We start from the raw sequence: 21,882 nt of genomic DNA on the forward strand, positions 1-21,882 counted from the left end.
CTATGAGAAAATTCTATCTTCTGGTGCTGGGCATTTTTATTGTTCAGCAGTTTTACGGACAAAATGGAAACCATAATGTTGAGATGAAAGAATGGGCAGAAAAGGAAATGAAATCTTTTACTCAAAAAATGGGTGCGGGAAATATAAACCCCAATACCCTGAATTATGACCTGCAGTATCAGAGAATGGACCTGAATATTAACCCTGCTGTTTATTTTGTTTCCGGATCTGTGACTTCACATTTCAAACCTAACCAGGATATGGGAAGTATTTACTTTGATCTAACCAATCTTCTGACGGTTTCCCAGGTGCAATACCATGGCGGCAACCTTCCATTTCAGCAGCTCTCTACCCAGGAGATTAAAATAGATTTTCCGGCTTCCCTGCCAGCTAATGTTTTAGATTCTTTGACAATTCATTATTCCGGTGCTCCGGCAGGTAATACTGTAATGGTGGGAACTCAGGGGCCTAATATACCCATTTTTTCTACTTTAAGTGAGCCTTATGGTGCACAGGACTGGTTTCCTACCAAGCAAAGCCTTAATGATAAAATAGAAAGATTTGATTTTAAAATCACTACTCCTTCTCAATACAGCGTAGCGGCCAATGGAAAGCTGATGTCTGAAATTATTTCGCCAACTACAGGGCAGAAGCTTACTTTTTGGAGAACAATGTATCCTACAGCTGCATATCTTATTGCTTTGTCTATTACGAATTTCGCCAAGATGAACAGTACCATCGGAAACCCTCCATTTCCATTTGTAAATTATATTTATCCGGCAACAGCAGGTGATGCCGAAAAAATAGCTAATATTCAATGGACCGGACAGATAATGGATGTTTTTGAAACATATTTCGGGCCTTATCCATTCCGTAACGAAAAATATGGGCATATGGAATACATTAATGGTGGTGGAATGGAGCATCAGACAATGTCATCAATGATTGGATGGCCTAAATATCTTATTGCCCATGAGCTTGCCCATCAATGGTTCGGAGATAAAGTAACCTGTGCAAAATGGAATGATATATGGCTGAATGAAGGTTTTGCCAATTTTGGCGAGCATGTGGCAAATGAAAAACTCATCATGTCCAATGATGAATTTATGAATTATCTGGTGGGGCAGATTAATTATATTACTAGCAGTGCTGGAGGAGCGGTTTATGTTCCGGATGCACAACTTAGCAACATAAACAGGATTTTTGACAGCAGGTTAACGTATGCCAAAGGAGGTTATGTCTTAAGAATGTTAAAATGGATCTTAGGTGATGATGTTTTTTATCAGGCCCTGAAAGATTATCATCAGCGGCCGGCACTGGCATACAATTATGTGAATACAGCAGATTTTAAGGCTTCTTTACTTCAATCTACAGGAAAGGATTTTACAGAGTTTTTTAACGACTGGATCTATGGGGAAGGGTATCCCACCTATGCAATAAAATGGATGCAAGTTGGGAACCAGATTACATTTAAAGTTTCCCAGACACAAAGCAGCGCTACCGTAAGCTTTTTCGAGATGCCTCTTCCTGTAAAAGTAACCGGTACAGGCGGACAGACTGCTTATTTAGTCCTGAATAATAATTCCAATAACCAATATTTTACTGAAAATATACCGTTTACTGTAGCGAATGTTCAGTTTAATTATGAATATCAGATTGTTGAAAAAAATTCAACGGTTGTTCAGGATAATACTTTAAGTGTATCTTCCGTAGAAAAGGAAAATTTTGGCTTATATCCTAATCCTGCCAAAAATGAACTTTATCTCAGAGGTTTAGATAAAGAAACAGAATATTCTATTCATGCGTTGGATGGTAAGCTGATCAGAAGATCAACATGCAAGCCTGGCCGGGCAATACAGATTGGGGAACTTGTTCCGGGAGCCTATATGATGACCGTGAAAGAAAGGCATATTAAATTTATTAAACATTAATTGCATAGAACAGAATAGAAAAGCTTTCAGATCAGAAAGCTTTTTTGTTTTCTGAAAGCTGTTGTACCTCTTCTTTTAGCTGCTTTTACCTTATATCTGAACCATTTTTCTTTAAAGATATTTCGCATGATATTATCAAAGTTCCTTGTAACGACCAGGTTCTTAAAACCACGCCATTTTTCAAGAAGACTTGAAGGTAAGGCTCTCACAGATACAGAATATCCACCGGTTTCGTACTGTATATAATGCCACCATCCCGATGGGATATATAGTGTATCACCCGGATGAAGAAGGGCTTCATAACCATTTAAGTAAAGTAGCCCGGGATATTGCCTGTAATCCGGATTTTTTATATTGGCTAAACTATGGAAATTATAAGGTAATTTATACATCAGGTCAGATTGCTCCCAAGGGAAAAGCCAGATCCGTTTAATTCCTTCAAATTGTGTAATGAAAACATGGGACATATCAATATCAATATGATTCCGGGTAGCAGAACCTTCACCGCCAAAAAACATAAATGGAAGCCATTTTAATATTTTACCATTGGTAACATCATTATAAATAATATCATCTTTAAGTTCAGGCTTTATGTTCAGAAGATTAAAAAGGAACAACCGGTGCTCAGTAGGAGTGGAGCTGATCAGATCAAGATATTCAGAAAAAGTAGTCTGAGCAATAGGCTGGCTGGCCACTCTGTCCATAGAATCCATTTCACTTCCATATATATCTACCTTTTGATCTCCTGCTATTTCTTTGAAATATTCATAGTTCCACTTTTTGAATGCCGGACTTTCAGAATCTACAAAGTCTTCTATAATGACAGGTATCCGGGGTTTCATGTGGTTGTTTATAAAGTTTCTTGGAAATAGTTTCTTAGTCTTATTTACTGGAATCAATTGCATATTCAGAAATTTTAAACAAATATAAATATTATCCTACTAAATTAGTAGACTAATAATGTTAAAAAATTGCCTGAAGATCAAATTTTAGAATAAAACCTACAAAAGGTTTTATTTTACTGCCTTTTTAGTAAATTAGCACATCTAAAAAATTACTAAAAATGATTTCTGAAAAATACCTTCAACATTTACAGAACGAACTTCAAAATATTGAGAACGACGGACTTTATAAAAGAGAAAGAATCATCACTTCCCAACAAAGTGCAGAAATTGAAGCGAACGGAAAGAAGCTTTTGAACTTCTGTGCCAATAATTATCTTGGATTATCTAACAATCCGGAGGTAATGAAAGCTTCTCAGGATATGATCCAGTCTCACGGCTACGGAATGTCATCGGTACGTTTCATCTGTGGAACCCAGGATATACACAAAGAATTAGAGAAAAAAATCGCTGATTTCCTGGGACTTGAAGATACAATTCTTTATGCAGCTGCTTTTGACGCGAATGGAGGGGTTTTCGAACCATTATTTACTGAAGAGGATGCTATTATTTCTGATGAACTGAACCATGCTTCCATCATTGATGGAGTGCGTCTTTGTAAAGCGGCAAGATACCGTTATAAAAACAATGATATGGCTGATCTTGAAGCACAGTTAATTGCTGCTTCTGAAAAAAATCACCGTTTCAAAATCATTGTAACCGATGGCGTTTTTTCTATGGACGGAATTGTTGCAGACCTGAAAGGAGTCTGTGATCTTGCTGATAAGTATGATGCCTTGGTAATGGTTGATGATTCTCACGCAACAGGATTTATCGGAAAAACCGGTAGAGGAACTCATGAGGCTAATGAAGTAATGGGCAGAGTAGATATTATTACTTCTACCTTAGGAAAGGCGTTAGGTGGTGCTTTAGGAGGATTTACTTCCGGTAAAAAAGAGATCATTGATATGTTGAGACAGCGTTCCCGTCCTTATTTATTCTCCAATTCATTAGCGCCAGGAATTGTAGGAGCTGCTTTGAAGGTATTGGATATGATTTCTGATGATACTACGCTTCGTGATAAGGTAATGGAAAATGCAGACTACTTCAGAACAGAAATGAAAGCTAAAGGTTTTGATATTCCTGATGGTGATGCCGCAATTGTTCCGGTAATGCTTTATGATGCTCCGCTTTCTCAGAAAATGGCTGAAAAGTTAATGGATGAAGGAATCTATGTAATCGGATTCTTCTATCCTGTAGTACCAAAAGGAAAAGCGAGAATCAGAGTTCAGTTGTCTGCTGCACATACAAAAGAACATCTGGACAAAGCAATTGCTGCTTTTGAAAAGGTAGGAAAAGAATTGGGAGTGATCTCTTAATTTTTAAATTGAATAAAATCAATGAAATACAATCTTCGGCTCGGGGCGGCAAAGCCGCCCGAGCCGAAGTATTTTTTTTATAGATGTACTATTTAATAACTTTTGGCCGGAATATTAGCTTTTCCTGATCAAAAGAAAATTATTTTTAAAAATTATATAATAAGCTTATCTTTGCTGTTAATTTTTTCTGAATGCTTTATACAATCATCAAAGCGCTGCACATTATTTTTATGGTAAGCTATTTTGCGGGAATTTTTTATCTCGTGAGGATCTTTGTTTACTATAAGGATACCGATGAATTTCCAGAAGAAAAAAAGAAAATTCTAAGGGAGCAGTACACGTTTATGGCCAGAAGGCTGTGGAATATTATCACCGTTCCTGCCGGAGTAATCATGGCAGTATGCGGATTGGTTATGATTTTTTTAAATCCTGGGCTTATGAAGATGGGATGGTTCCATTTAAAACTCACTTTCCTGATCGGGCTTGCTATCTATCATTACTGGTGCTGGAAAAAAGTGCTGAAATTAAAAGAATTAAACGGAAATACTCTGGGAACGGCTAATATCAAACTAAGACAGGCCAATGAAATTGCAACCTTCATTTTATTTCTGGTGGTGTTCACTGTAATTTTGAAATCGATGGTAATTGAATATTGGTGGCAATTAATTGCAGGATTTTTCGTTCTTGTATTTCTGATTATGATGACCGTTAAACTCGTTAATAAGAATAAAAAAAAGAAATAATTGTTTGGGCAGGGGCCAGGTGGTCTCTTTGCTTTTTACATTTTACTAAAAAACTATGATTGCAATTTTAAAGAAAGAACTTTGGAGTTACTTTGGAAACTGGAGTGCATGGGTAATTATTGCCGCTTTCAGTTTAATAGGAACTCTTTTTCTGTTCTTTTTCGACAACGATTCCAATATTTTTGAGATCGGCGCAGCCTCGCTGCAGAGCTATTTTGTGTTGGTTCCATGGCTTTTAATGTTCATTATTCCGGCGCTTTCCATGAAAACTTTTGCTGAGGAACAGCAGACAGGAACCCTGAACTGGTTATTTTCACAGCCGCTGAAGGTTTCAGAACTGGTAACAGGAAAATTCCTATCTGTATGGATTGTTGGGATTTTATGCCTGATTCCCTCATTAATTTACCTTTATACCGTATATGTTTTGGGAGTTCCCGAAGGTAATGTAGACCTTGGAATGACTTTCGGAAGTTATATTGGGCTGATTATTTTAATCGCTGCCTTCTCGGGAATCGGAATTTTAGCTTCTTCATTATCACAGAATCAGATCATGGCTTATCTGTTAGGCGTTTTCATGTGCTTTATCATGTACTTTGGAATTGAACAGCTGGCAAGCTATAAACTTTTGGGCGGAGCAGATTATATCCTTCAAAATATTGGTTTTTACCAGCATTTTCTTGGATTTACAAGAGGACTAATAGATCTCAAGGATGTTGCTTATTTCATTCTTGTCATCAGTGCATCATTAGTATTGTCTAATCATTTTATTAACAAAAAGAAGTAGGTTATGAAGAAGATCAATGCTAAATCTCCGTTGGGAATTTTCTTAATTGCAATTATCCCTTTGGTTATTATTCTTACCTATTCAGGAATAAGACTCGACTTAACAAAAGAAAAAAGATATACTCTTTCCGAAAGTACCATTAAAGTATTAGAATCCGTTAAAAAACCTTTAATGGTGGAAGTTTACCTTGAAGGTGATTTTCCGGCCAGCTTTAAACAGCTTCAGGGGGAAACGAAGTTTATGCTGGAGGAATTCAGAAAAATAAATCCTAAGATCGATTTTAAATTTATTGATCCTTTGAGACCCAAAATCCCGGAAGACAGCTTGGCTGCTATGGGGATGCAGGCTTCATTCCTGCCAGATTCCAAGGACGGAAAATTTACTCAAATCACGATTTATCCGTATGCAGTGATCAGGTATGATAAAACAGGAGTTTCTATTCCTTTAATTGTACAGCAGACAGGGATAGATGCCGATCAGCAGCTTACAAGGTCTATTGAGGGGCTGGAATACAATCTTGTTTCAAATATTAAGAACATTGCTACTGATAAAAGGAAAAAAGTAGGCGTCTTGATTAATCAGGATGAATTAAGCCCGGATGAATTCCAGGGATTCATGCAGCTGGCATTGGAAAATTATGATGCAGGCCCTATTATTCCTAAGAATCAAACAGAACTTACCCTTGAGGATGTACCTTTATTAAAGCAGATGAGCGCTCTTGTTATTGCAAAGCCAAGAAAAGCTTTTACAGATAATGAGAAAGTAATCCTTGACCAATATATCATGAATGGCGGGAAAACCCTTTGGATGATTGATGCTGTGAATGCAGAAATGGATACGCTGACAAGATCTAAAAAGGTAATGCCTTTTCCCATTGATATCAATATGACCGATTTTTTCTTCAATTACGGCTTAAGAATCAATAATGCCTTGGTGAAAGATGTAAAGAAATTTGCATTGTTGAAATTAGTGACTGGAGAAGTCAGCGGAAACCCTCAGTTTACAAGTCTGCCCTGGCCGTATTATCCTCTTGGAATTGCTGAAAATAATAATCCGATCACCAGAAACATTAATCCTGTAAAGTTCGAATTCCCAACATCTATTGATACCTTGGGTGGAAGAAAAAATATTAAGACTAAAGTGCTTTTCGAATCCAGTGAAAGAACTTTGCTGAAACAGGTTCCCAACTATGTGGATCTTAAGGAAATAGCAAGTGTAGACAGCTTGGGGCAAATGGAAAAACCAAGTACTCCGAAGATCTTTGCTGTAGCACTGGAAGGAAAATTTAATTCTGCCTATGCTTCAAGAATTGAAAGAAAATCTTATCCAGGCTTTAAGGCAGCAAGTCCTGAAAATAAAATGATCGTAATTGCAGATGGAGATATAGGACGAAATAAAGTCATTAAAGGAAAACCGCTTCCATTAGGAGTAGACATGCTGACAAATGAACAGTTCGGAAATGAGCAGTTCCTGAGAAACGCTTTAGATTATCTGTTAGATGACAGTAATCTGATGGAACTGAGAAACAGAAACATTGAAGAAAGGCTTCTGGACAGACGAAGGATAGAAGAAGAGAAAACCAATTGGCAATGGCTGAATCTATTACTTCCATTGGTCATCATTGGTCTTATAGGAGGACTGTTCTTCTGGCTGAGAAAGAAGAAATTTGAATAATATATAAAAGAGAAGCAGAATGCTTCTCTTTTTATTTGTGGTTTACTTTTATAATTTTATTATCCCTCATAATAACAATTTCATTATTACTTTTTCTCTTGAAACCAAGCAACTTTTCATAAGCTTTTTTCAAACTCTTCTAAAAAGCTTAAGTGCTTTTAGTGTTATAAAAGGCTTTTGTGACTATATAGAAAAAGAGAAACCCTGCAGCTTCTCTTTTAACTTTTTATTCTTTTAAATTTTTTACTTCTTGATTTGTTAATGATTTTCCAAAACCGGAATAAGATGTTCCCAATTCAGCTGTTTGGCATAATCCAGTGCTGTTTTTCCTGCTCTGGATTGGATATTTTTATCAGCACCGGCTTCCAGTGCAGCCTTTACGGTAGTTAGGTTTCCTGCAATGGTTTCTCTGTGAAGAAGGGTTTGCCCGTTATCATCAATTAGCTTGATTTCATCAGGATATTCCTGTAAGAACTTGGCGAACTCGTCTTTCATATTTCTGCTCATCGGATGCTCAATGAGGTTTTCAGGTTCTTCCTTTTGGTGATTAACAACCAGAATATCATTAAAATCTCCGAAATCCAACTGCCAGGCGTTATCATGGTCTTTTCTTTCTGAAGCAGACATGTCTGAACGCATTTTTTGGATGGTAAATCCACCATAAGCCTTCGGAAGGGGTTCTGCAGATGAAGAAAATAGTTTTGAAAGACCTTTAGGCTTCTTTACACTTGGAGTAATGGCAAAAAGCCAGTCGCTGATTTCAGTAAGGGGAATATCAATAAAATCTCCAACCTGAACATTCTTTAATGTATTAGCCTCGTTAATAAGATATCCTGTTACACGGTCACCATCAAAGCCAATTTCATTCATCCACATATGTTCCACATTGGTTTCTCCTGTTTCTGTTTCTTCAGAAAACATTGCTTTTACACAGGAAACATTTAGCCCAGGGATAATTCTTCTGTATTCCCAGGATTGCTCACGCCAGAAATATTTAAAAGTTTCTTGTGCTTTTTTGTAGGCCTCAATCATTTGCGGGTCACTTCCGTCTGCCCAAAAAATAGGATTGTCTTCCATATAAAATTTTGTAGTTTATTGATGTATTAAAAAATTAGTTCTGATATGCCTCTTTTGGAAGCAATGCTGCTGTTTTATAATAACTTAAATCCACCGGGAATTTTTCCTGAAGCTCATGAAATGTTTCATAATCATAATGAGCCCAGTTCTGTTCATTATCAGGGTCTGAAGTTTTATCTACAGCCAGTTCAAGCTTTCCGTCTTCCTCATAGCTGCATTCTATAGCTGCATACTTTTCTCCGTTAGTATCCGTAGTATACCAGCATTTTACCGTTCTTTCAAGCTGTGGTTTCTGAGTTTCATTGTCAATAACCTGGGAGCATATAAAATTTTCAGGATCATCGGTTTTAAAAACGGTTTTGGATATCAGAGGCTGATCGTCTACAGAGAGTGAATAGAGCTTATTGGTAGTAATAATAAATCCTTCGGTAATTTCCTTTTTTTCGATATCAAAAAAATCAGATTTTTCTTTCAGGTATTCCAGAACTTCATCTTCATTGTCTCCTTCATCTAAGAAATAATTGATGTTGTATATACTTTCTTCATTGATGAACTCAATTTCTTTCAGTATATCAGAATCACTTTCGTAATAATAGAGATGATATTCATCTAGCTTCGTGGCTTTGCTTTTGGAGATAATTTCTCCAAAAATGTTTTTGTACACTTTTCTCATTGTTAATCATGTTTAGTTTCATCTATTAGTTTAAGTGGTATAGAGCAAAGATAGTTTTCTTTTTTATCTTAACCTAAAGTGTATAACGGTATTTATTTCGTAATTATTTCAGATGTCCTTTATAAAATCCTCATATTCGTAATAAAATCTTTCAAATCCATCCATTTTTTCAACGAAGAATTCAAAAATTTCACGCCAGGTATTTCTGTTGAAAACTGAAACCCCGTGTTTTTCCACCCAAATCCTGCTGATGACCTTACCATTTTCCAGTGTAAAATATTCCTCTTTCTGAAAATCTCCTATAAAATCTTTTAAAATATCTTCCAGAGACCATATTTTTTCATAATAAGCATTACGGAAGATCTCATCTTTCATTTCGATGTCAAGAGAAACTTCTGCTTTTTTATTATCTGCAGAGAATTTAAATGACATATCCTTGATCTTAGTGTCATACAGGATCCATTTTCTTGGAAATGATTTCCCGAAAGCTGTCCAAAATTCCTTTTTGAGTTGTTGTGCTTCTTGTTTGCTGAACATAAGGGCAAACATAACAATTTAATAGGAAAAAGGCAAAAAATGAAGTACCATAAAGTTAAAAAACTGCCTATTGATGAGCTCTTTTGTAATTTTGTCTTTTCGTTTAAAAATATTAAACAATTTTCTTATTTTTGCTGTAATGCTATCAAAAAAATCTCAATATGCGTTTAAGGCACTTTCATATCTTGTAGAAAAAAGAAATGAAGGGCCGGTTCTTATTTCCGAAATTGCGGAACATAAAAAGATACCTTTAAAGTTTTTGGAAAATATCCTGCTTGAACTGAAAAAGGCAGATATCCTTGACAGTAAAAAAGGAAAAGGAGGCGGATACTTCCTGAGAGAAAACCCTGAAGAAGTGAAACTGGCCAAAATTATCCGTCTTGTGAATGGCCCCATTGCCATGCTGCCCTGCGTAAGTCTGAACTTCTATGAAAAATGTGAAGACTGCAATGAAGAACACTGTGGGTTGCATGATGTTTTGATAGAAGTAAGGGATGCATCACTGAACATTCTTGAGAAAAAAACTTTAATGGATCTGGTTGACTGACCTGATCCTTTTTTTTGAAATTATAGTCTACTTATTTTGTAGGATAATATTTTTATTGGATATTTGCAAGACTTCAAAGAATAAATTAGAAGAGATGTTGAATAAACTTACAATTGCAGGACTATGGTAATTACAAGAAAGATTCAGATAAGGCTCAACGTATTGTTTGTAACGATTGTCTTGTTGTCAATAGTTGTTTTTTCCCTCTATGAACTGGGATACTTTGATGAGCTGCAACAAATTCTGGCTAAGGATCATTATATTTTTTACTGGATGCTTCTGGTGGGAGTGTTTGCAGAAATTGTTGCCGGTTCAATGGGAATGGGCTATGGAGTGATCTGCACCACTACTTTGATGTTTCTGAATATTCCTCCTCATATTGTAAGTGCCAGTATTCACTCCGCAGAAAGTTTTACTACGGCCGCAGGAAGTGTAAGCCATGTTAAGCTTAAAAATGTAAGTAAGAGCCTCGTGAAGAAATTAGCTGTTCCTGCAGTTATTGGAGCTATTATCGGAGCAGTCAGTTTAACTTATTTCGGAGAATATTATGCAAAAATTACCAAAACACTGATTGCTTTTTATACCTTATATCTTGGATTCCAGATCCTTTCCAATGCTTTTAAAGATAAACAGAGTAAAGCGCTTAAAAGAAAAACCAATCTTACAAGACTCGGATTAATTGGAGGATTCATAGACTCTTTTGCGGGTGGCGGATGGGGGCCTTTGGTAACCGGAACTCTTATCAAAAATGCCTTTACCCCTAGATTTGCTGTTGGAAGCTCTACTGTTGCCAAGTTTATCCTTACAATTACAGCTGCGGTTACCTTTTTCTTTACTCTTGGAATTCAGCACTGGAATATTATTCTCGGGCTCTTAATCGGGGGCATTATTACTGCACCTTTCTCTGCCATGCTTACAGCAAGGCTTCCGGTGAAGAAAATGTTTGTGATAATTGGAACTTTAGTTATTGTGATGAGTTCTATAACTATTTATAAATCAGTATTCAGTTAAAAAATATGCTTTGATGTTTAAAAATAAAAGCTTCAAACATAAATTTGATTTTGAAAATATTTTACTTTTACATCAATAAATATTAGAATATGAACTTACATATCATTGCACTGTTTAAGTTTAATGAAAACTATCTGATGGAAGCGGTAGAGCTTTTTCAAAACCTGGTAAAGGAAACAAGGAAAGAAGAAGGCTGCCTGCAGTATGACCTTATTGAAGATAAAGACAACAAAGGAACATTCTTCCTGATTGAACTTTGGGAAAGTGTTGACCATCACAACAGACATAACGGACAGGATCACCTGCTGGACTTCCGTAAAGATGCTTCCAAAATGATGGAACGTACAGTGGAGGTTTACAAAGGATTTAAAATATACTAATTAACCTAAGTTTGGGATAAGGAGATTTAGTTTGAAGTCTGAATATTGGAAGAGAAAAACCCGAACTCCTATTTACTTAAATATATAATGAAATAAAAGGCGGCTTCAGTACTCTGAAAACCGCCTTTTTATTAGAAAAAATAGAAAGTATTGTGAGTAAAATATTATTTCACGATAATTTTTTTAGTTTCTGAAGTTCCACCATAGGTAATCTTTACCATATAATTTCCTGAAGGAAGTTGAGACAGGTTCAGGTCTTGTTTGTAGAATCCAGTTTCATTAGTTAATTCAGCAGCATATACCTTTTTTCCGGTAAGGTCAAATACTTCTACACTCCCTTTATTGCTTGCTTTTTCTTTAACATCAAATAAAACAGTTACCTTTTTATCTGCAGTTGTAGGGTTAGGATAAATGCCGAAAGCAGCTTTTTTACTTACTTCCGTAATTCCCAATGATCCTGTAATCTTTTTATACTTAAAAAACATATTTCCTGTACTGGAGCCATCGCTTTGTGTGAAGTACATCCTGTAATAGTCATTATCTTTTTTCACATAATAAACAACATTATTCTTTAAAGTAGTAATGCTTTTCCATGAATGGCCAATGGTTGTGATGTTGGACGAGAAACTGTTAGCCGGGGGAATTGTACCATTAGCTACCTGCTGGGTTTCCGGATCTGCCATGGCTACTTTCAGTCCCGGGCTCTGAATAGCGCCTGCAACAGGATACATCTGAATTCCATTATAGAAAGTAAAATATTTTGTAAATACTAAATCCCATGCACTTCTGGAAGGTTCCATATCAGGAACTTTTGCTCCTGTATCAAACGAGAAATAGTTGAAGAAAGCATCATCTGTTCCGTTTGCTACAGTTCTTGTTTCTGTGGGTCCCCATGCTGTACCATTCCATTTAGAGTATCTGAAGGTGTATCCTGAAAAAGCATCTTCAATTGCAAATTTAATGTAGGCTCCCGAAGCATATTTTAAAACAAAGATTGCTTTGCCCTGAATATGATGGCTTACAGGATTGTAAACACCCCAGCCCGTAGAAGGAATATTAGGATTAGAAGAGGTAATAGGCCCCTGTTCGAAAGCTCCCTGGCTCCAATCCGTGATCTGGTCAGGATTATAAAGGGGTTCACCCCAGGAATCTTCGTTACTGATATTGATATTATCCCATTCTGCTAAGCTGGTTGCAGCTGTGTATACCTCAATGTTTTTAGCATCATTAATTCTTGTTCCTGTTGCGTACGGAGAAACTCTGTAAAATGCAATATCCCAGGTGTTTGCAGGCTGGGAAACAATATTTCCATCAGAAAAATTAAAGAATGAACGATTCTGGTATCCGTTTCCCAGTGTCATATTTGCCTGTGTATATCCTAGTGCATCTGTCTGTGCTAAAACTGTCTGTTGAACAGTAAAAGCAAGTACTGAAGCCAATAATAGTTTTGCTCTCATAGTTTATTTTCAAATAATTATTTAGAATGATTCAACAAAAGTATGTAATTATTTTTAATCAGTCTAAATAAAAACATGATTTTTATCTGGTTTACTCTTTTATTCAGTAACAAAAAAGCCGAAAGGAAACTTCCTCTCGGCTCTATGAAGGCAATAATAGTCTGCTCAACTTACTTTTTAATGAATTTTGATGGGATAATCCTGCCATCTACTGTTTCAATAGAAATATAATACAATCCTGTCTGAAGTTTATTAATTGAGAATGAATCCCCATTAGGCTTTCCTTCTGCTACCATTTGTCCTGAAGCCGAATGGATCTGAATATTCCTAAGCTGTTTTTTCGTGAAGAATAGTAAAGCTGTATTATCTGTGTTTAAAGAAAATCTAATATCATCCCTTGATGTTGTATTTTCTTTTATTCCTAAAGAAGAAGAGCTGTTATAAACTACATCATCAATCTGAATGGCAGTATGCATATTGCTCCCGGTGATTTTAAATGCAATATACTGCTTGGATGAAGGCGGTACCGGTACTGAATACTGTACAATGCCGGCAGTGAGGTTAATACTATTGCCAATAGCTGTAAATGTACTCATATCAGTAGTATTATCTACCAAGCCTATTTCTATTGTTCCTGTAGCACCAGAGGCAGAACCTGTGGTGAGAGCTGCTTTAAAAGTTAAAGTTTTATTGCCGTCAGGGGCAATAATTTGTGGAGTAATCAGATACCCTGCAGTATTTGCTGCTGAGAAACTATAATACTGTATAAATTTATTGGTTGTTCCGGATGCATAAACCCAGGGGCCGGATGTTGTATTTTGGATATTTGACCAATTGTTTTGGGGCCAGGGAGCTGTATTTCCTGCAGTAAATGTCTGAAAGTCTTCATTAATAGTTGCTAGCTGGGCATTTGCTGTAGCTGCTGTAAACAATAAAGTACCAAGGAGTAATCTTATTTTCATGATCTATATTTATTTAGAATTATTATACAAAAATATATATTTATTTTTAATTGTTCTAAATAAAGTATTATATTTGTCGAAAATTTTTTTCCCCTATGAAGAAGAAGGTGCTTTCAATACTATCATTATCTGCAATCTGCTGGATTAGTGCACAGGAACAGGATTCTCTTAAACAGAAAAAAATAGAAGAAGTGGTTGTTACAGGGCAGTATACACAACAGTCCATCAATAAATCTATCTATAAAGTTGAAGTAATTAATGCTGCTCAGATTAAAAATATGGCTGCAACCAATGTTGCAGATGTTCTGAATCAAAGTCTTAATGTATTGATTACTTCTGATCGTAATTCTGGGAATTCTACAGCAAGCTTAATGGGACTTGGCGGGGAATATACTAAAATCTTAATAGATAATATTCCGGTAGTGGGAGATATAGGCCTGGGAAATAATATTGATCTTACTAAACTCAATATTAATAATGTGGAAAGGATAGAAGTGGTAAGAGGCTCCATGGGTGTTGATTATGGAAGCAATGCAGTAGCTGGGGTTATTAATATTATTACAAAAAAGAACAGCCGGAAAAGGATAACATTAAATGCTTCAGTACAGGAAGAAACAGTAGGAAAAGAATATGATAGTAAGAAAAAGGGGGAAGGCAGACATATCCAGACCCTAAATATAGGTTATAATATTAATGAAAATTGGTATATAGGCGCTCATATTAATCATAATGACTTCCAGGGATTCAAGGGATCACAGGAAGGATATAAATATTTTGAACAAGATGGTAAAAGAGGATATCTGTGGCAGCCTAAGGATGTTATAAATGCTGATGGAGTTGTAAGATATACTAAAAATAAAACTTCAATATTCTATAAATTCGGTTTCGTTAATGAAAAACTGAACTATTATAATCCTATTGTTAATGAGCATTTTTATGATGTAAAAAACAGAACCTATGCTTCTGATGACAGAGATTACTATACAACCAGGTATCTGCACCAGCTTAATGTACAGACCAGATTAGGAACTGTAAATTATACCGGGGATTTCTCTTATCAGACCCAGGACAGGAAGTACAGAGACTTTAAGTATGATATCCCGAACAGAAAGGTAATTGGTGATAAAAATGAATATGAATCTTACAATAAAGCGGACGTCTTTTATTCAAGAGGTGTTTTCAGTAATTTTTTAGATAATAAAAAGATTGATTTCCAGTTAGGTTATGAACTGGATCATACTTCAGGATTTGCAGGGAATATTGCGGGAAGCTTCAAGGGAACAGATAATGTAAAAAGAAAAATTTTCAATTATGCCAATTTTATGTCTGTTGAATGGAATGCTGCAGATTGGCTATCACTACGTCCCGGATATCGCCTGGCTTTGAGTGATAAGTTTGATACACAGCATAATTATTCCCTGACAGCAAGGGCTAAAGTTACAGATAACGATAATTTCAGATTGGTAATAGGAAGCGCAAACCGTTTCCCGAACTTTGATGAACTGTATACTTATATGGTAGACAGCAACCATGATATCAAGGGAAATGAAAATCTTATTCCTGAAACGGGCATGACAGCTTCTTTAAACGGAGAAAAGACTTTCACAACTGTCTCAGGATGGAATTTAGGCCTGGGAGCAAGCGCCACTTATTTGCATGTAAAAGACAGAATTGAATCTGTAACGGTAAGCAGGCAGCCTTTGAAATACCAGTATCTTAACCTGGATAAATATAAATCTTATCTGTTTGAAGCCAATTTTAAAGCACAAAAAGAACAGCTTTCTCTAGCCGCTAATATTGCATATTATGGAATCTCAAAAGAACTTACAGATGGTTTTATCACTTCACCTGATGACTTTTTCTATACCTTGGAGGCCAGTGCAATGGTGAATTATGTGGTGCCCCATATCAGTACAACCTTATCATTATTCTATAAATATACAGGAACAACACAACAGTTTGCCTTATCTGCTGATCTTAAGAATCCAACTTATGAACTTGGAGAAAGAGGGGATTTTCATATGATGAACTTCATTATTACACAGCCTTTCTTCAACCAGCATCTGGAGGCCAGCCTTGGAGTAAAGAATATTTTTGATGTAACCTCTGTAAAGGATACAACCCTTACTGGAAATGCACATAGTACTGCAGACCCGAAAATTAATCTGTTTTACGGCAGAAGCTTCTTTGCGAGGTTAAGCTACAATTTTTAAAATTCTAACAATGAAAAAAATACTATTCTATCTTTTAGTAGGAACATCATTTATTGCTCAATCCTGTATGAATCCCAATGAAGATCCGGTTTCGGTTATTCCTTCAGAAGGAGCTTCTGTAAATCCTTTTGTAAACGGATCCGCGCAGCCTAATCAGGTATGGATAGACTTAAGTGATATAGATGCGCTAAGTGGGCAGCCTAAGCAAACTGTTACCAACAGAACAGACTGGGATCTTGCATTTTATTCTGGGAATGAATTTAAAGTGGTTTTAAACACTTCTATTATGATGGCTGCTGCCAAAATTCAAAATGCTGTTAATATTGAAAACGTAAAAGAGTCTGATGTAAAGGCTTTAAAAGATGATGTACAGGTCGCTAATTTTAACCCTGATAATGTACAGTATATTGACGATGTGAAAGGGAACTTTCCCTCTGGAGCTACAGCTATAGAAGAAATAAGAGCCAATGCATCTGAAAATGCAGTTTATCTTGTTAATCTGGGTAAAGAGCTTTATACCGGGACAATTGCTACAGGTTCTACCATCACAGGAGGGGAGGATAGAGGCTGGATGAAAGTGCAGATAGTAAGAATGGGAGATGGCTATAAAGTGAAATATGGAGAGCTTAATGCTACCGGGGCTGCCATTAAAGAAGTTGAAGTGAAGAAAAACAAAGCTTACAATTATACTTTTTTTAGTTTAAAAAAGAATAAAGAAGTGATTATTCAGCCTGAAAAAAGTAAGTGGGACATTTGTTTTACAGTATTTACCAATATCATTCCAAGTGTAGGAAGCTATATTAATGCAGATTTTGTAACTACCAATAATATAGGAAATGTAGGAGCTTATGAAGTTAAAGTAGCATCAGGAACAATGGTTGATACCTTTAATAAGTTTAAAAAAGAGGATGTGGATGATTCCAGATTTGTATACAATGATCAGAGGGTAATCGGAGGCAACTGGAGAGAAGTTGGCCCCGAAGGATCAAAAGTAAAAGGAGATATCTTTTATATCATTAAAGATGCATCAGGAGCTTATTACAAAATAAGATTCGTGAAAATTGTTAATGAAAAAGGAGAAAGAGGAAACCCAACATTTATGTATAAAGCCTTGTAATAAATCAAATAATAGTATATCATGAAGAAATTTATCCTGGCAGTTTCTGTTCTTATAGCAGTGTATTCCTGCAAAAAAGAAGAAGGTGGCCAAAAAGAAAATACAACGGAAGCAACTTCTGAAGCTCCCAAAAGCAACAATAAAATCGTAACCCTGAGCGGTGGAATTACAGAAATCGTAACGGCTTTAGGCCACGAGAAAGAAATCGTAGGAACAGATGTTACCAGTACATATCCGGCAAGTTTAAAAGCTACAGCGAAGGATCTTGGGCATGTAAGATCAATGACTATTGAGCCTATTATGGCTGTAAATCCTACTTTAATTCTGGCTTCGGATAAAGATATCAATCCTGAATTACTGGGTAAGATAAAATCATCAGGAATCAAAGCTGAAGTTTTCAAACAGGAATATACTGTGGAAGGAACAAAAAAACTGATTGAAGAGGTTGCTGAAGCAGTTGGAAATACAGATTATCAGAAGTTAAATGATAAAATAGATGCTGATTTAAAGAAGGTTCAGCCTCTTACTAAAAAGCCGAAAGTATTATTCATCTACGCCAGAGGAAATATGCTGATGGTAGCCGGTAAAAACACACCAATGGCCTCTTTAATCAATCTTGCAGGCGGAGAAAATGCGGTGAACGATTTTGAGGATTTCAAGCCATTAACTCCGGAAGCGGTTGTAAAAGCTAATCCTGATGTACTGTTCTTCTTTGAAACAGGACTACAGGGGGCAGGAGGAAACGAGGGAGCGTTGAAGATGCCCGGAGTTTCCCAAACCAGTGCTGGGAAAAATAAAAAGATCATCGCAATGGATGGAGGGCTGGTTTCAGGATTCGGACCTAGGCTAGGAGAAGCAGCAGTTGGATTAAACAAACTTTTAATTGAAAGCACAAAGTAAATTATACTTTTATATAACAATAAGTACCATACTGCTTATAAGTATAGCGGTATGGTCTATTAATACAGGGGTTTACGATTTTGGTGGTAAATCTGCATTTAAAGTTTTAGGAAAAGTAATACAGGGAGATTCCGGGTTGTCATTAAGTGATAAATATGTAGTCTGGGATGTAAGGGCCGCCAGAATTATAATGGCTGTTTTAATAGGAAGTATGTTGGCCGTTTCAGGAACGAGCCTGCAGGGACTTTTTAAGAATCCTCTGGCAACAGGAGATTTAATAGGCCTTACATCAGGCGCAACACTGTTGGCTGCTATTGCAATTGTTTTAGGAGGACATTTTAAGCAATACCTTCCTGAAGCCATACAGTTCTCGCTGGTAGGCATATCTGCATTCATTGGATCTTTTTTATCCATGATGCTGGTGTACAGGATCTCTACAAGCGGAGGGAAGACCAATGTGGTCATGATGCTGTTAACAGGAGTTGCCATTACAGCAATTGGCTTTTCCATCACCGGTTTTTTGATTTATATATCAAAAGATGAACAGCTGAGAGATCTTACCTTCTGGAATTTAGGAAGTTTAGCTGCAGCAACGTGGACAAAGAATATCATTCTTGCCATTGTAATGATTGTTGCCTATATTATTTTACTGCCTAAGGGAAAAGCTTTGAATGCAATGATGTTGGGAGAGAAAGATGCACAGCATTTAGGAGTGAATGTAGAAAGGCTGAAAAAGCAGATTATTATTATTGTTGCCTTGATGGTAGGAAGCTGTGTTGCTTTTTCGGGGACTATTGGTTTTGTTGGGCTTATTGTACCTTATATTTTAAGACTGTTATTCAAGTCCAATTATACATTTATTCTGCCTTTATCAGCTGTGTGCGGAAGTATTTTACTTCTTACGGCAGATACATTCAGCAGAAGCATTGTAGAACCGTCAGAATTACCGATCGGAATTCTGACCGCTTTAATGGGAGGACCTATTTTTATTGCTATTTTGGTTAAATTTAAAAAATCACTGTAATGATCAGGGCACATCAAATTAATTATAAGCATAAAGAATTCAGGATTCTGGATGGAGTAGATGTTTCGTTGGAATATGGGGAATTTTTAGCCATTGTAGGCCCTAACGGAGCAGGGAAGTCAAGCCTTTTAAGTGTGCTGGCCCACGAAGTGAAATCTGAAAAGCGAAAAGTCTTATTTAAAGATAAACCCATTGAAGACTGGAATGTAAAAGATCTTTCTATCCATAAGGCCAAGTTTTCACAGCATAACAGCAATGATATTCCTCTTGAAGTAAAAGATGTTGTGATGATGGGAAGATATCCTTATTTTGATGCACAGCCGGGAAAAGAAGACCTCGAAGCCATGAACAATAAGATGTACGAAACAGACATTTTTCATCTTAAAGACAGAGAATACAACTCTCTTTCAGGTGGAGAGAAACAAAGGGTACACCTTTCAAGAGTAATGGCCCAGCTGGAGAACAATGTTGCCCATAAACTGGTCTTTCTGGATGAACCTCTGAATAACCTGGATATTAAACATCAGTACAAAGCACTGGAAATCATCAAAAATTTTACTCAGAAAGCGAACAGCGCTGTTGTTGTGCTTCATGATCTGAATCTTGCTGCTCAGTTTGCAGATAAAATTTTATTAATGAAATCCGGACAGGTGTCTGCATATGGAACTCCACAGGAAGTTTTTACAGCAAAAAATATCAGTAGTGCTTATAATTTCCCATGCACCATTTGCGAACATCCTATTACCAATAACCCAATGATCATTTTTGGATAACCATGGAAAACGAAGAATTGAAAAACCTCGCACAGCATCTTGCCAACCCGCAGGGAGAAAAAGGTATAGAGATCGGTGAAATGATGAATGCTACTAACATCGGTATGACGTTAGAAAGTATCAGAACCCTTTCGATAGATGACGGTCAGCAAATCCTTGAAATAGGGCACGGAAACGCCGGACATCTTAAAGGTATAATGAATCTTGCCAAAAACCTCAGGTACACAGGAATTGATATTTCTGAAACTATGCACAATGAAGCCAAAAAGCTCAATAAAGAATTTGAAAGTCAGGCAGAATTTGTGTTGTACGAAGGAAAAAAGCTTCCTTTTCAGGATGAGACTTTCGATAAAATATTTACAGTCAACACCGTGTATTTCTGGGAAAATCCTGTTGGTTTTTTAAATGAGATTTACAGGGTTTTAAAAGATGAGGGAACTTTTGTTTTAACCTTCGGGCAAAGAGATTTCATGGAGAAACTTCCGTTTACAGCATATAATTTTAAGCTTTATAATAATGACGAAATGGAAGAACTGGTTTCCAAAAGCCAATTCAAAAGAATGAAAACTTCAGAAAGAGAAGAAGAAATAAAAAGTAAAACAGGAAACGAAACAATACAAAGAATCTATACAATTTTAACCATAAAAAAATAAAATAATGAGCATATTAGTGAATGATTTAAAGGAAAAATGGGAAGCCCTGAAAGCTGAAAATCCACATGTAAGAATAAGAAATGCCGCAGCACAGTTTGGAGTAAGTGAGGCTGAGCTATTGGCAACAAGCATCGGAGAAGGCGTTACAGTTCTGAACCCGGACTTTCCGGGAATTCTTACGGAAGCAGAAAAACTGGGAAAAGTAATGGCGCTTACCCGTAATGATGAGTGTGTTCATGAAAGAAAAGGAATTTATCAGAACGGAGATTTCAGCAGTCCGCATGCTCAGCTGTTCGTGGGGGAAGATATCGATCTTAGAATTTTCCTTAACCATTGGAAGTTTGCATTTGCAGTAGTGGAAGGAGATAAAAAAAGTCTTCAGTTCTTTGGAAAAGACGGATTGGCATTGCATAAAATCTACCTGACTAAAAACAGTGAGGAGGCTGCTTTCGATGCTATTGTAGAAAAATTTAAGACTGAAGAGCAAAATCAGGCTTTCAATTTTGAAGCAGTAGCTCCAAAACAGGCAGAAAAACCAGATACTGAAATAGATGTTGAAGGATTTAAAAAAGCATGGACAGAATTAAAAGATACACACGATTTCTTCATGATGACCAGAAAATTCGGGGTAAGCAGGACTCAGGCTTTAAGACTGGCTCCGGAAGGATTTGCTCAGAAAATTGATAACTCGAAAGTAGTGAATATCCTTGAAGAAGCTTCTGAAAAAGGAACTCCTATCATGGTTTTCGTCGGAAACAGAGGAATTATCCAGATTCACACCGGAAACGTGAAGAAAACCCTTTGGCACCAGCAATGGTTCAATGTAATGGATCCTGATTTCAATTTACACCTGGATGTTACCAAAATTGCAGAAGCATGGATTGTGAAAAAACCAACTGAAGACGGAGAAGTAACGGCTATTGAAGTTTTCAACAAAGAAGGAGACTTCATCGTTCAGTTTTTTGGCAAAAGAAAACCTGGAATTCCTGAACTTCAGGAATGGAAAGATCTTGTAGCAACTCTTGAACAATAATAATTAGATGATTTTAAGAGAGGCCGTTTTGTATGTAAATTCAAAGCGGTCTTTTTCTTTTGGATTTTGGAAAGCATTATGAAAAGCACCAAAATATAATGTAATTTAGGGTTAAATTAAAATAGAGAGATAT

Annotated in this window: 21 protein-coding genes; 15 read left to right on the forward strand and 6 right to left on the reverse strand. The window is 36.4% G+C overall.

Annotation, left to right across the window (positions count from 1 at the left end; genetic code table 11):
* The first annotated feature begins 2 nt into the window (after positions 1 to 2).
* The gene (locus tag EG339_RS13835) at positions 3 to 1,931 is read left to right on the forward strand and encodes a M1 family aminopeptidase (RefSeq protein ID WP_123870567.1); all 1,929 of its coding nucleotides are present in this window, start codon (positions 3 to 5) and stop codon (positions 1,929 to 1,931) included.
* Between the two features lie 26 nt (positions 1,932 to 1,957).
* Here EG339_RS13835 and EG339_RS13840 read toward each other — a convergent pair whose 3' ends face one another.
* A complete protein-coding gene (locus EG339_RS13840; protein WP_262706866.1) occupies positions 1,958 to 2,773 on the reverse strand; it encodes a cupin-like domain-containing protein in 816 nt (271 codons plus the stop codon).
* Between the two features lie 221 nt (positions 2,774 to 2,994).
* Between EG339_RS13840 and kbl the strand changes: the two genes are divergently transcribed.
* The 4 genes from kbl (at position 2,995) to gldG (ending at position 7,392) form a co-directional block, all read left to right on the forward strand.
* Complete coding sequence (gene kbl / locus EG339_RS13845; protein WP_065397192.1) at positions 2,995 to 4,191, forward strand: glycine C-acetyltransferase; 1,197 nt, start codon at positions 2,995 to 2,997, stop codon at positions 4,189 to 4,191.
* Between the two features lie 191 nt (positions 4,192 to 4,382).
* A complete protein-coding gene (locus tag EG339_RS13850) occupies positions 4,383 to 4,934 on the forward strand; it encodes a CopD family protein (RefSeq protein ID WP_123870569.1) in 552 nt (183 codons plus the stop codon).
* A 55-nt stretch (positions 4,935 to 4,989) separates the two neighbouring features.
* On the forward strand, positions 4,990 to 5,718 hold the full coding sequence (locus tag EG339_RS13855) for an ABC transporter permease subunit (RefSeq protein ID WP_123870570.1): 729 nt from the start codon (positions 4,990 to 4,992) through the stop codon (positions 5,716 to 5,718).
* A gap of 3 nt (positions 5,719 to 5,721) precedes the next feature.
* The gene (gldG, locus tag EG339_RS13860; protein WP_123870571.1) at positions 5,722 to 7,392 is read left to right on the forward strand and encodes a gliding motility-associated ABC transporter substrate-binding protein GldG; all 1,671 of its coding nucleotides are present in this window, start codon (positions 5,722 to 5,724) and stop codon (positions 7,390 to 7,392) included.
* Positions 7,393 to 7,650: 258 nt separating this feature from the next.
* Here the strand turns inward: gldG and EG339_RS13865 are convergent, their stop codons facing one another.
* The 3 genes from EG339_RS13865 to EG339_RS13875 form a co-directional block, all read right to left on the reverse strand.
* Complete coding sequence (locus EG339_RS13865) at positions 7,651 to 8,469, reverse strand: DUF2314 domain-containing protein (RefSeq protein ID WP_123870572.1); 819 nt, start codon at positions 8,467 to 8,469, stop codon at positions 7,651 to 7,653.
* 34 nt (positions 8,470 to 8,503) lie between these two features.
* On the reverse strand, positions 8,504 to 9,142 hold the full coding sequence (locus tag EG339_RS13870) for a hypothetical protein (RefSeq protein WP_123870573.1): 639 nt from the start codon (positions 9,140 to 9,142) through the stop codon (positions 8,504 to 8,506).
* 108 nt (positions 9,143 to 9,250) lie between these two features.
* Entirely contained in the window at positions 9,251 to 9,679 is a 429-nt protein-coding gene (locus tag EG339_RS13875; RefSeq protein WP_123870574.1) for a DUF4268 domain-containing protein, read from the reverse strand.
* A gap of 139 nt (positions 9,680 to 9,818) precedes the next feature.
* Here EG339_RS13875 and EG339_RS13880 point away from each other — a divergent pair, with 139 nt between their 5' ends.
* The 3 genes from EG339_RS13880 to EG339_RS13890 all read left to right on the forward strand — a co-directional run bounded on the left by EG339_RS13880 (position 9,819) and on the right by EG339_RS13890 (position 11,617).
* Entirely contained in the window at positions 9,819 to 10,226 is a 408-nt protein-coding gene (locus EG339_RS13880) for an RrF2 family transcriptional regulator (RefSeq protein ID WP_123870575.1), read from the forward strand.
* A gap of 123 nt (positions 10,227 to 10,349) precedes the next feature.
* The gene (locus EG339_RS13885) at positions 10,350 to 11,237 is read left to right on the forward strand and encodes a sulfite exporter TauE/SafE family protein (RefSeq protein WP_123870576.1); all 888 of its coding nucleotides are present in this window, start codon (positions 10,350 to 10,352) and stop codon (positions 11,235 to 11,237) included.
* A gap of 89 nt (positions 11,238 to 11,326) precedes the next feature.
* A complete protein-coding gene (locus tag EG339_RS13890) occupies positions 11,327 to 11,617 on the forward strand; it encodes a putative quinol monooxygenase (protein ID WP_123870577.1) in 291 nt (96 codons plus the stop codon).
* Positions 11,618 to 11,781: 164 nt separating this feature from the next.
* On the opposite strand, the gene EG339_RS13895 is transcribed toward EG339_RS13890, so the two are convergent.
* Both EG339_RS13895 and EG339_RS13900 read right to left on the reverse strand, forming a co-directional pair.
* On the reverse strand, positions 11,782 to 13,074 hold the full coding sequence (locus tag EG339_RS13895) for a T9SS type A sorting domain-containing protein (protein WP_123870578.1): 1,293 nt from the start codon (positions 13,072 to 13,074) through the stop codon (positions 11,782 to 11,784).
* Between the two features lie 170 nt (positions 13,075 to 13,244).
* Positions 13,245 to 14,036, reverse strand: a complete 792-nt coding sequence (locus EG339_RS13900) for a T9SS type A sorting domain-containing protein (RefSeq protein WP_123870579.1) — start codon at positions 14,034 to 14,036, stop codon at positions 13,245 to 13,247.
* A 95-nt stretch (positions 14,037 to 14,131) separates the two neighbouring features.
* Between EG339_RS13900 and EG339_RS13905 the strand changes: the two genes are divergently transcribed.
* Genes EG339_RS13905 through EG339_RS13935 form a run of 7 tightly spaced genes read left to right on the forward strand, consistent with a single transcriptional unit; the run spans position 14,132 to position 21,749 of the window.
* Entirely contained in the window at positions 14,132 to 16,249 is a 2,118-nt protein-coding gene (locus tag EG339_RS13905; protein ID WP_123870580.1) for a TonB-dependent receptor plug domain-containing protein, read from the forward strand.
* 10 nt (positions 16,250 to 16,259) lie between these two features.
* Entirely contained in the window at positions 16,260 to 17,366 is a 1,107-nt protein-coding gene (locus tag EG339_RS13910) for an HmuY family protein (protein ID WP_123870581.1), read from the forward strand.
* Between the two features lie 21 nt (positions 17,367 to 17,387).
* Positions 17,388 to 18,266, forward strand: a complete 879-nt coding sequence (locus EG339_RS13915; protein ID WP_123870582.1) for a heme/hemin ABC transporter substrate-binding protein — start codon at positions 17,388 to 17,390, stop codon at positions 18,264 to 18,266.
* Positions 18,250 to 19,290, forward strand: a complete 1,041-nt coding sequence (locus EG339_RS13920; RefSeq protein ID WP_123870583.1) for a FecCD family ABC transporter permease — start codon at positions 18,250 to 18,252, stop codon at positions 19,288 to 19,290. Before EG339_RS13915 ends, EG339_RS13920 begins: the two co-directional genes overlap by 17 nt.
* Complete coding sequence (locus EG339_RS13925) at positions 19,290 to 20,063, forward strand: heme ABC transporter ATP-binding protein (RefSeq protein ID WP_123870584.1); 774 nt, start codon at positions 19,290 to 19,292, stop codon at positions 20,061 to 20,063. The genes EG339_RS13920 and EG339_RS13925 overlap by 1 nt, the downstream gene beginning before the upstream one ends.
* 2 nt (positions 20,064 to 20,065) lie before the next feature.
* Positions 20,066 to 20,716, forward strand: a complete 651-nt coding sequence (locus tag EG339_RS13930) for a class I SAM-dependent methyltransferase (RefSeq protein ID WP_123870585.1) — start codon at positions 20,066 to 20,068, stop codon at positions 20,714 to 20,716.
* A 4-nt stretch (positions 20,717 to 20,720) separates the two neighbouring features.
* On the forward strand, positions 20,721 to 21,749 hold the full coding sequence (locus EG339_RS13935; protein WP_123870586.1) for a hemin-degrading factor: 1,029 nt from the start codon (positions 20,721 to 20,723) through the stop codon (positions 21,747 to 21,749).
* Positions 21,750 to 21,882: the final 133 nt, after the last annotated feature.

This window comes from Chryseobacterium bernardetii (assembly GCF_003815975.1).
GTDB classification, from domain to species: Bacteria; Bacteroidota; Bacteroidia; order Flavobacteriales; family Weeksellaceae; genus Chryseobacterium; species Chryseobacterium bernardetii.

Excerpts from the sequence above, each read along its gene's own strand:
- EG339_RS13835 (WP_123870567.1), top strand. The coding sequence starts at position 3 with ATGAGAAAATTCTATCTTCTGGTGCTGGGCATTTTTATTGTTCAGCAG.
- EG339_RS13840 (WP_262706866.1), bottom strand. The coding sequence starts at position 2,773 with ATGAAACCCCGGATACCTGTCATTATAGAAGACTTTGTAGATTCTGAA.
- kbl (WP_065397192.1), top strand. The coding sequence starts at position 2,995 with ATGATTTCTGAAAAATACCTTCAACATTTACAGAACGAACTTCAAAAT.
- EG339_RS13850 (WP_123870569.1), top strand. The coding sequence starts at position 4,383 with ATGCTTTATACAATCATCAAAGCGCTGCACATTATTTTTATGGTAAGC.
- EG339_RS13855 (WP_123870570.1), top strand. The coding sequence starts at position 4,990 with ATGATTGCAATTTTAAAGAAAGAACTTTGGAGTTACTTTGGAAACTGG.
- gldG (WP_123870571.1), top strand. The coding sequence starts at position 5,722 with ATGAAGAAGATCAATGCTAAATCTCCGTTGGGAATTTTCTTAATTGCA.
- EG339_RS13865 (WP_123870572.1), bottom strand. The coding sequence starts at position 8,469 with ATGGAAGACAATCCTATTTTTTGGGCAGACGGAAGTGACCCGCAAATG.
- EG339_RS13870 (WP_123870573.1), bottom strand. The coding sequence starts at position 9,142 with ATGAGAAAAGTGTACAAAAACATTTTTGGAGAAATTATCTCCAAAAGC.
- EG339_RS13875 (WP_123870574.1), bottom strand. The coding sequence starts at position 9,679 with ATGTTCAGCAAACAAGAAGCACAACAACTCAAAAAGGAATTTTGGACA.
- EG339_RS13880 (WP_123870575.1), top strand. The coding sequence starts at position 9,819 with ATGCTATCAAAAAAATCTCAATATGCGTTTAAGGCACTTTCATATCTT.
- EG339_RS13885 (WP_123870576.1), top strand. The coding sequence starts at position 10,350 with ATGGTAATTACAAGAAAGATTCAGATAAGGCTCAACGTATTGTTTGTA.
- EG339_RS13890 (WP_123870577.1), top strand. The coding sequence starts at position 11,327 with ATGAACTTACATATCATTGCACTGTTTAAGTTTAATGAAAACTATCTG.
- EG339_RS13895 (WP_123870578.1), bottom strand. The coding sequence starts at position 13,074 with ATGAGAGCAAAACTATTATTGGCTTCAGTACTTGCTTTTACTGTTCAA.
- EG339_RS13900 (WP_123870579.1), bottom strand. The coding sequence starts at position 14,036 with ATGAAAATAAGATTACTCCTTGGTACTTTATTGTTTACAGCAGCTACA.
- EG339_RS13905 (WP_123870580.1), top strand. The coding sequence starts at position 14,132 with ATGAAGAAGAAGGTGCTTTCAATACTATCATTATCTGCAATCTGCTGG.
- EG339_RS13910 (WP_123870581.1), top strand. The coding sequence starts at position 16,260 with ATGAAAAAAATACTATTCTATCTTTTAGTAGGAACATCATTTATTGCT.
- EG339_RS13915 (WP_123870582.1), top strand. The coding sequence starts at position 17,388 with ATGAAGAAATTTATCCTGGCAGTTTCTGTTCTTATAGCAGTGTATTCC.
- EG339_RS13925 (WP_123870584.1), top strand. The coding sequence starts at position 19,290 with ATGATCAGGGCACATCAAATTAATTATAAGCATAAAGAATTCAGGATT.
- EG339_RS13930 (WP_123870585.1), top strand. The coding sequence starts at position 20,066 with ATGGAAAACGAAGAATTGAAAAACCTCGCACAGCATCTTGCCAACCCG.
- EG339_RS13935 (WP_123870586.1), top strand. The coding sequence starts at position 20,721 with ATGAGCATATTAGTGAATGATTTAAAGGAAAAATGGGAAGCCCTGAAA.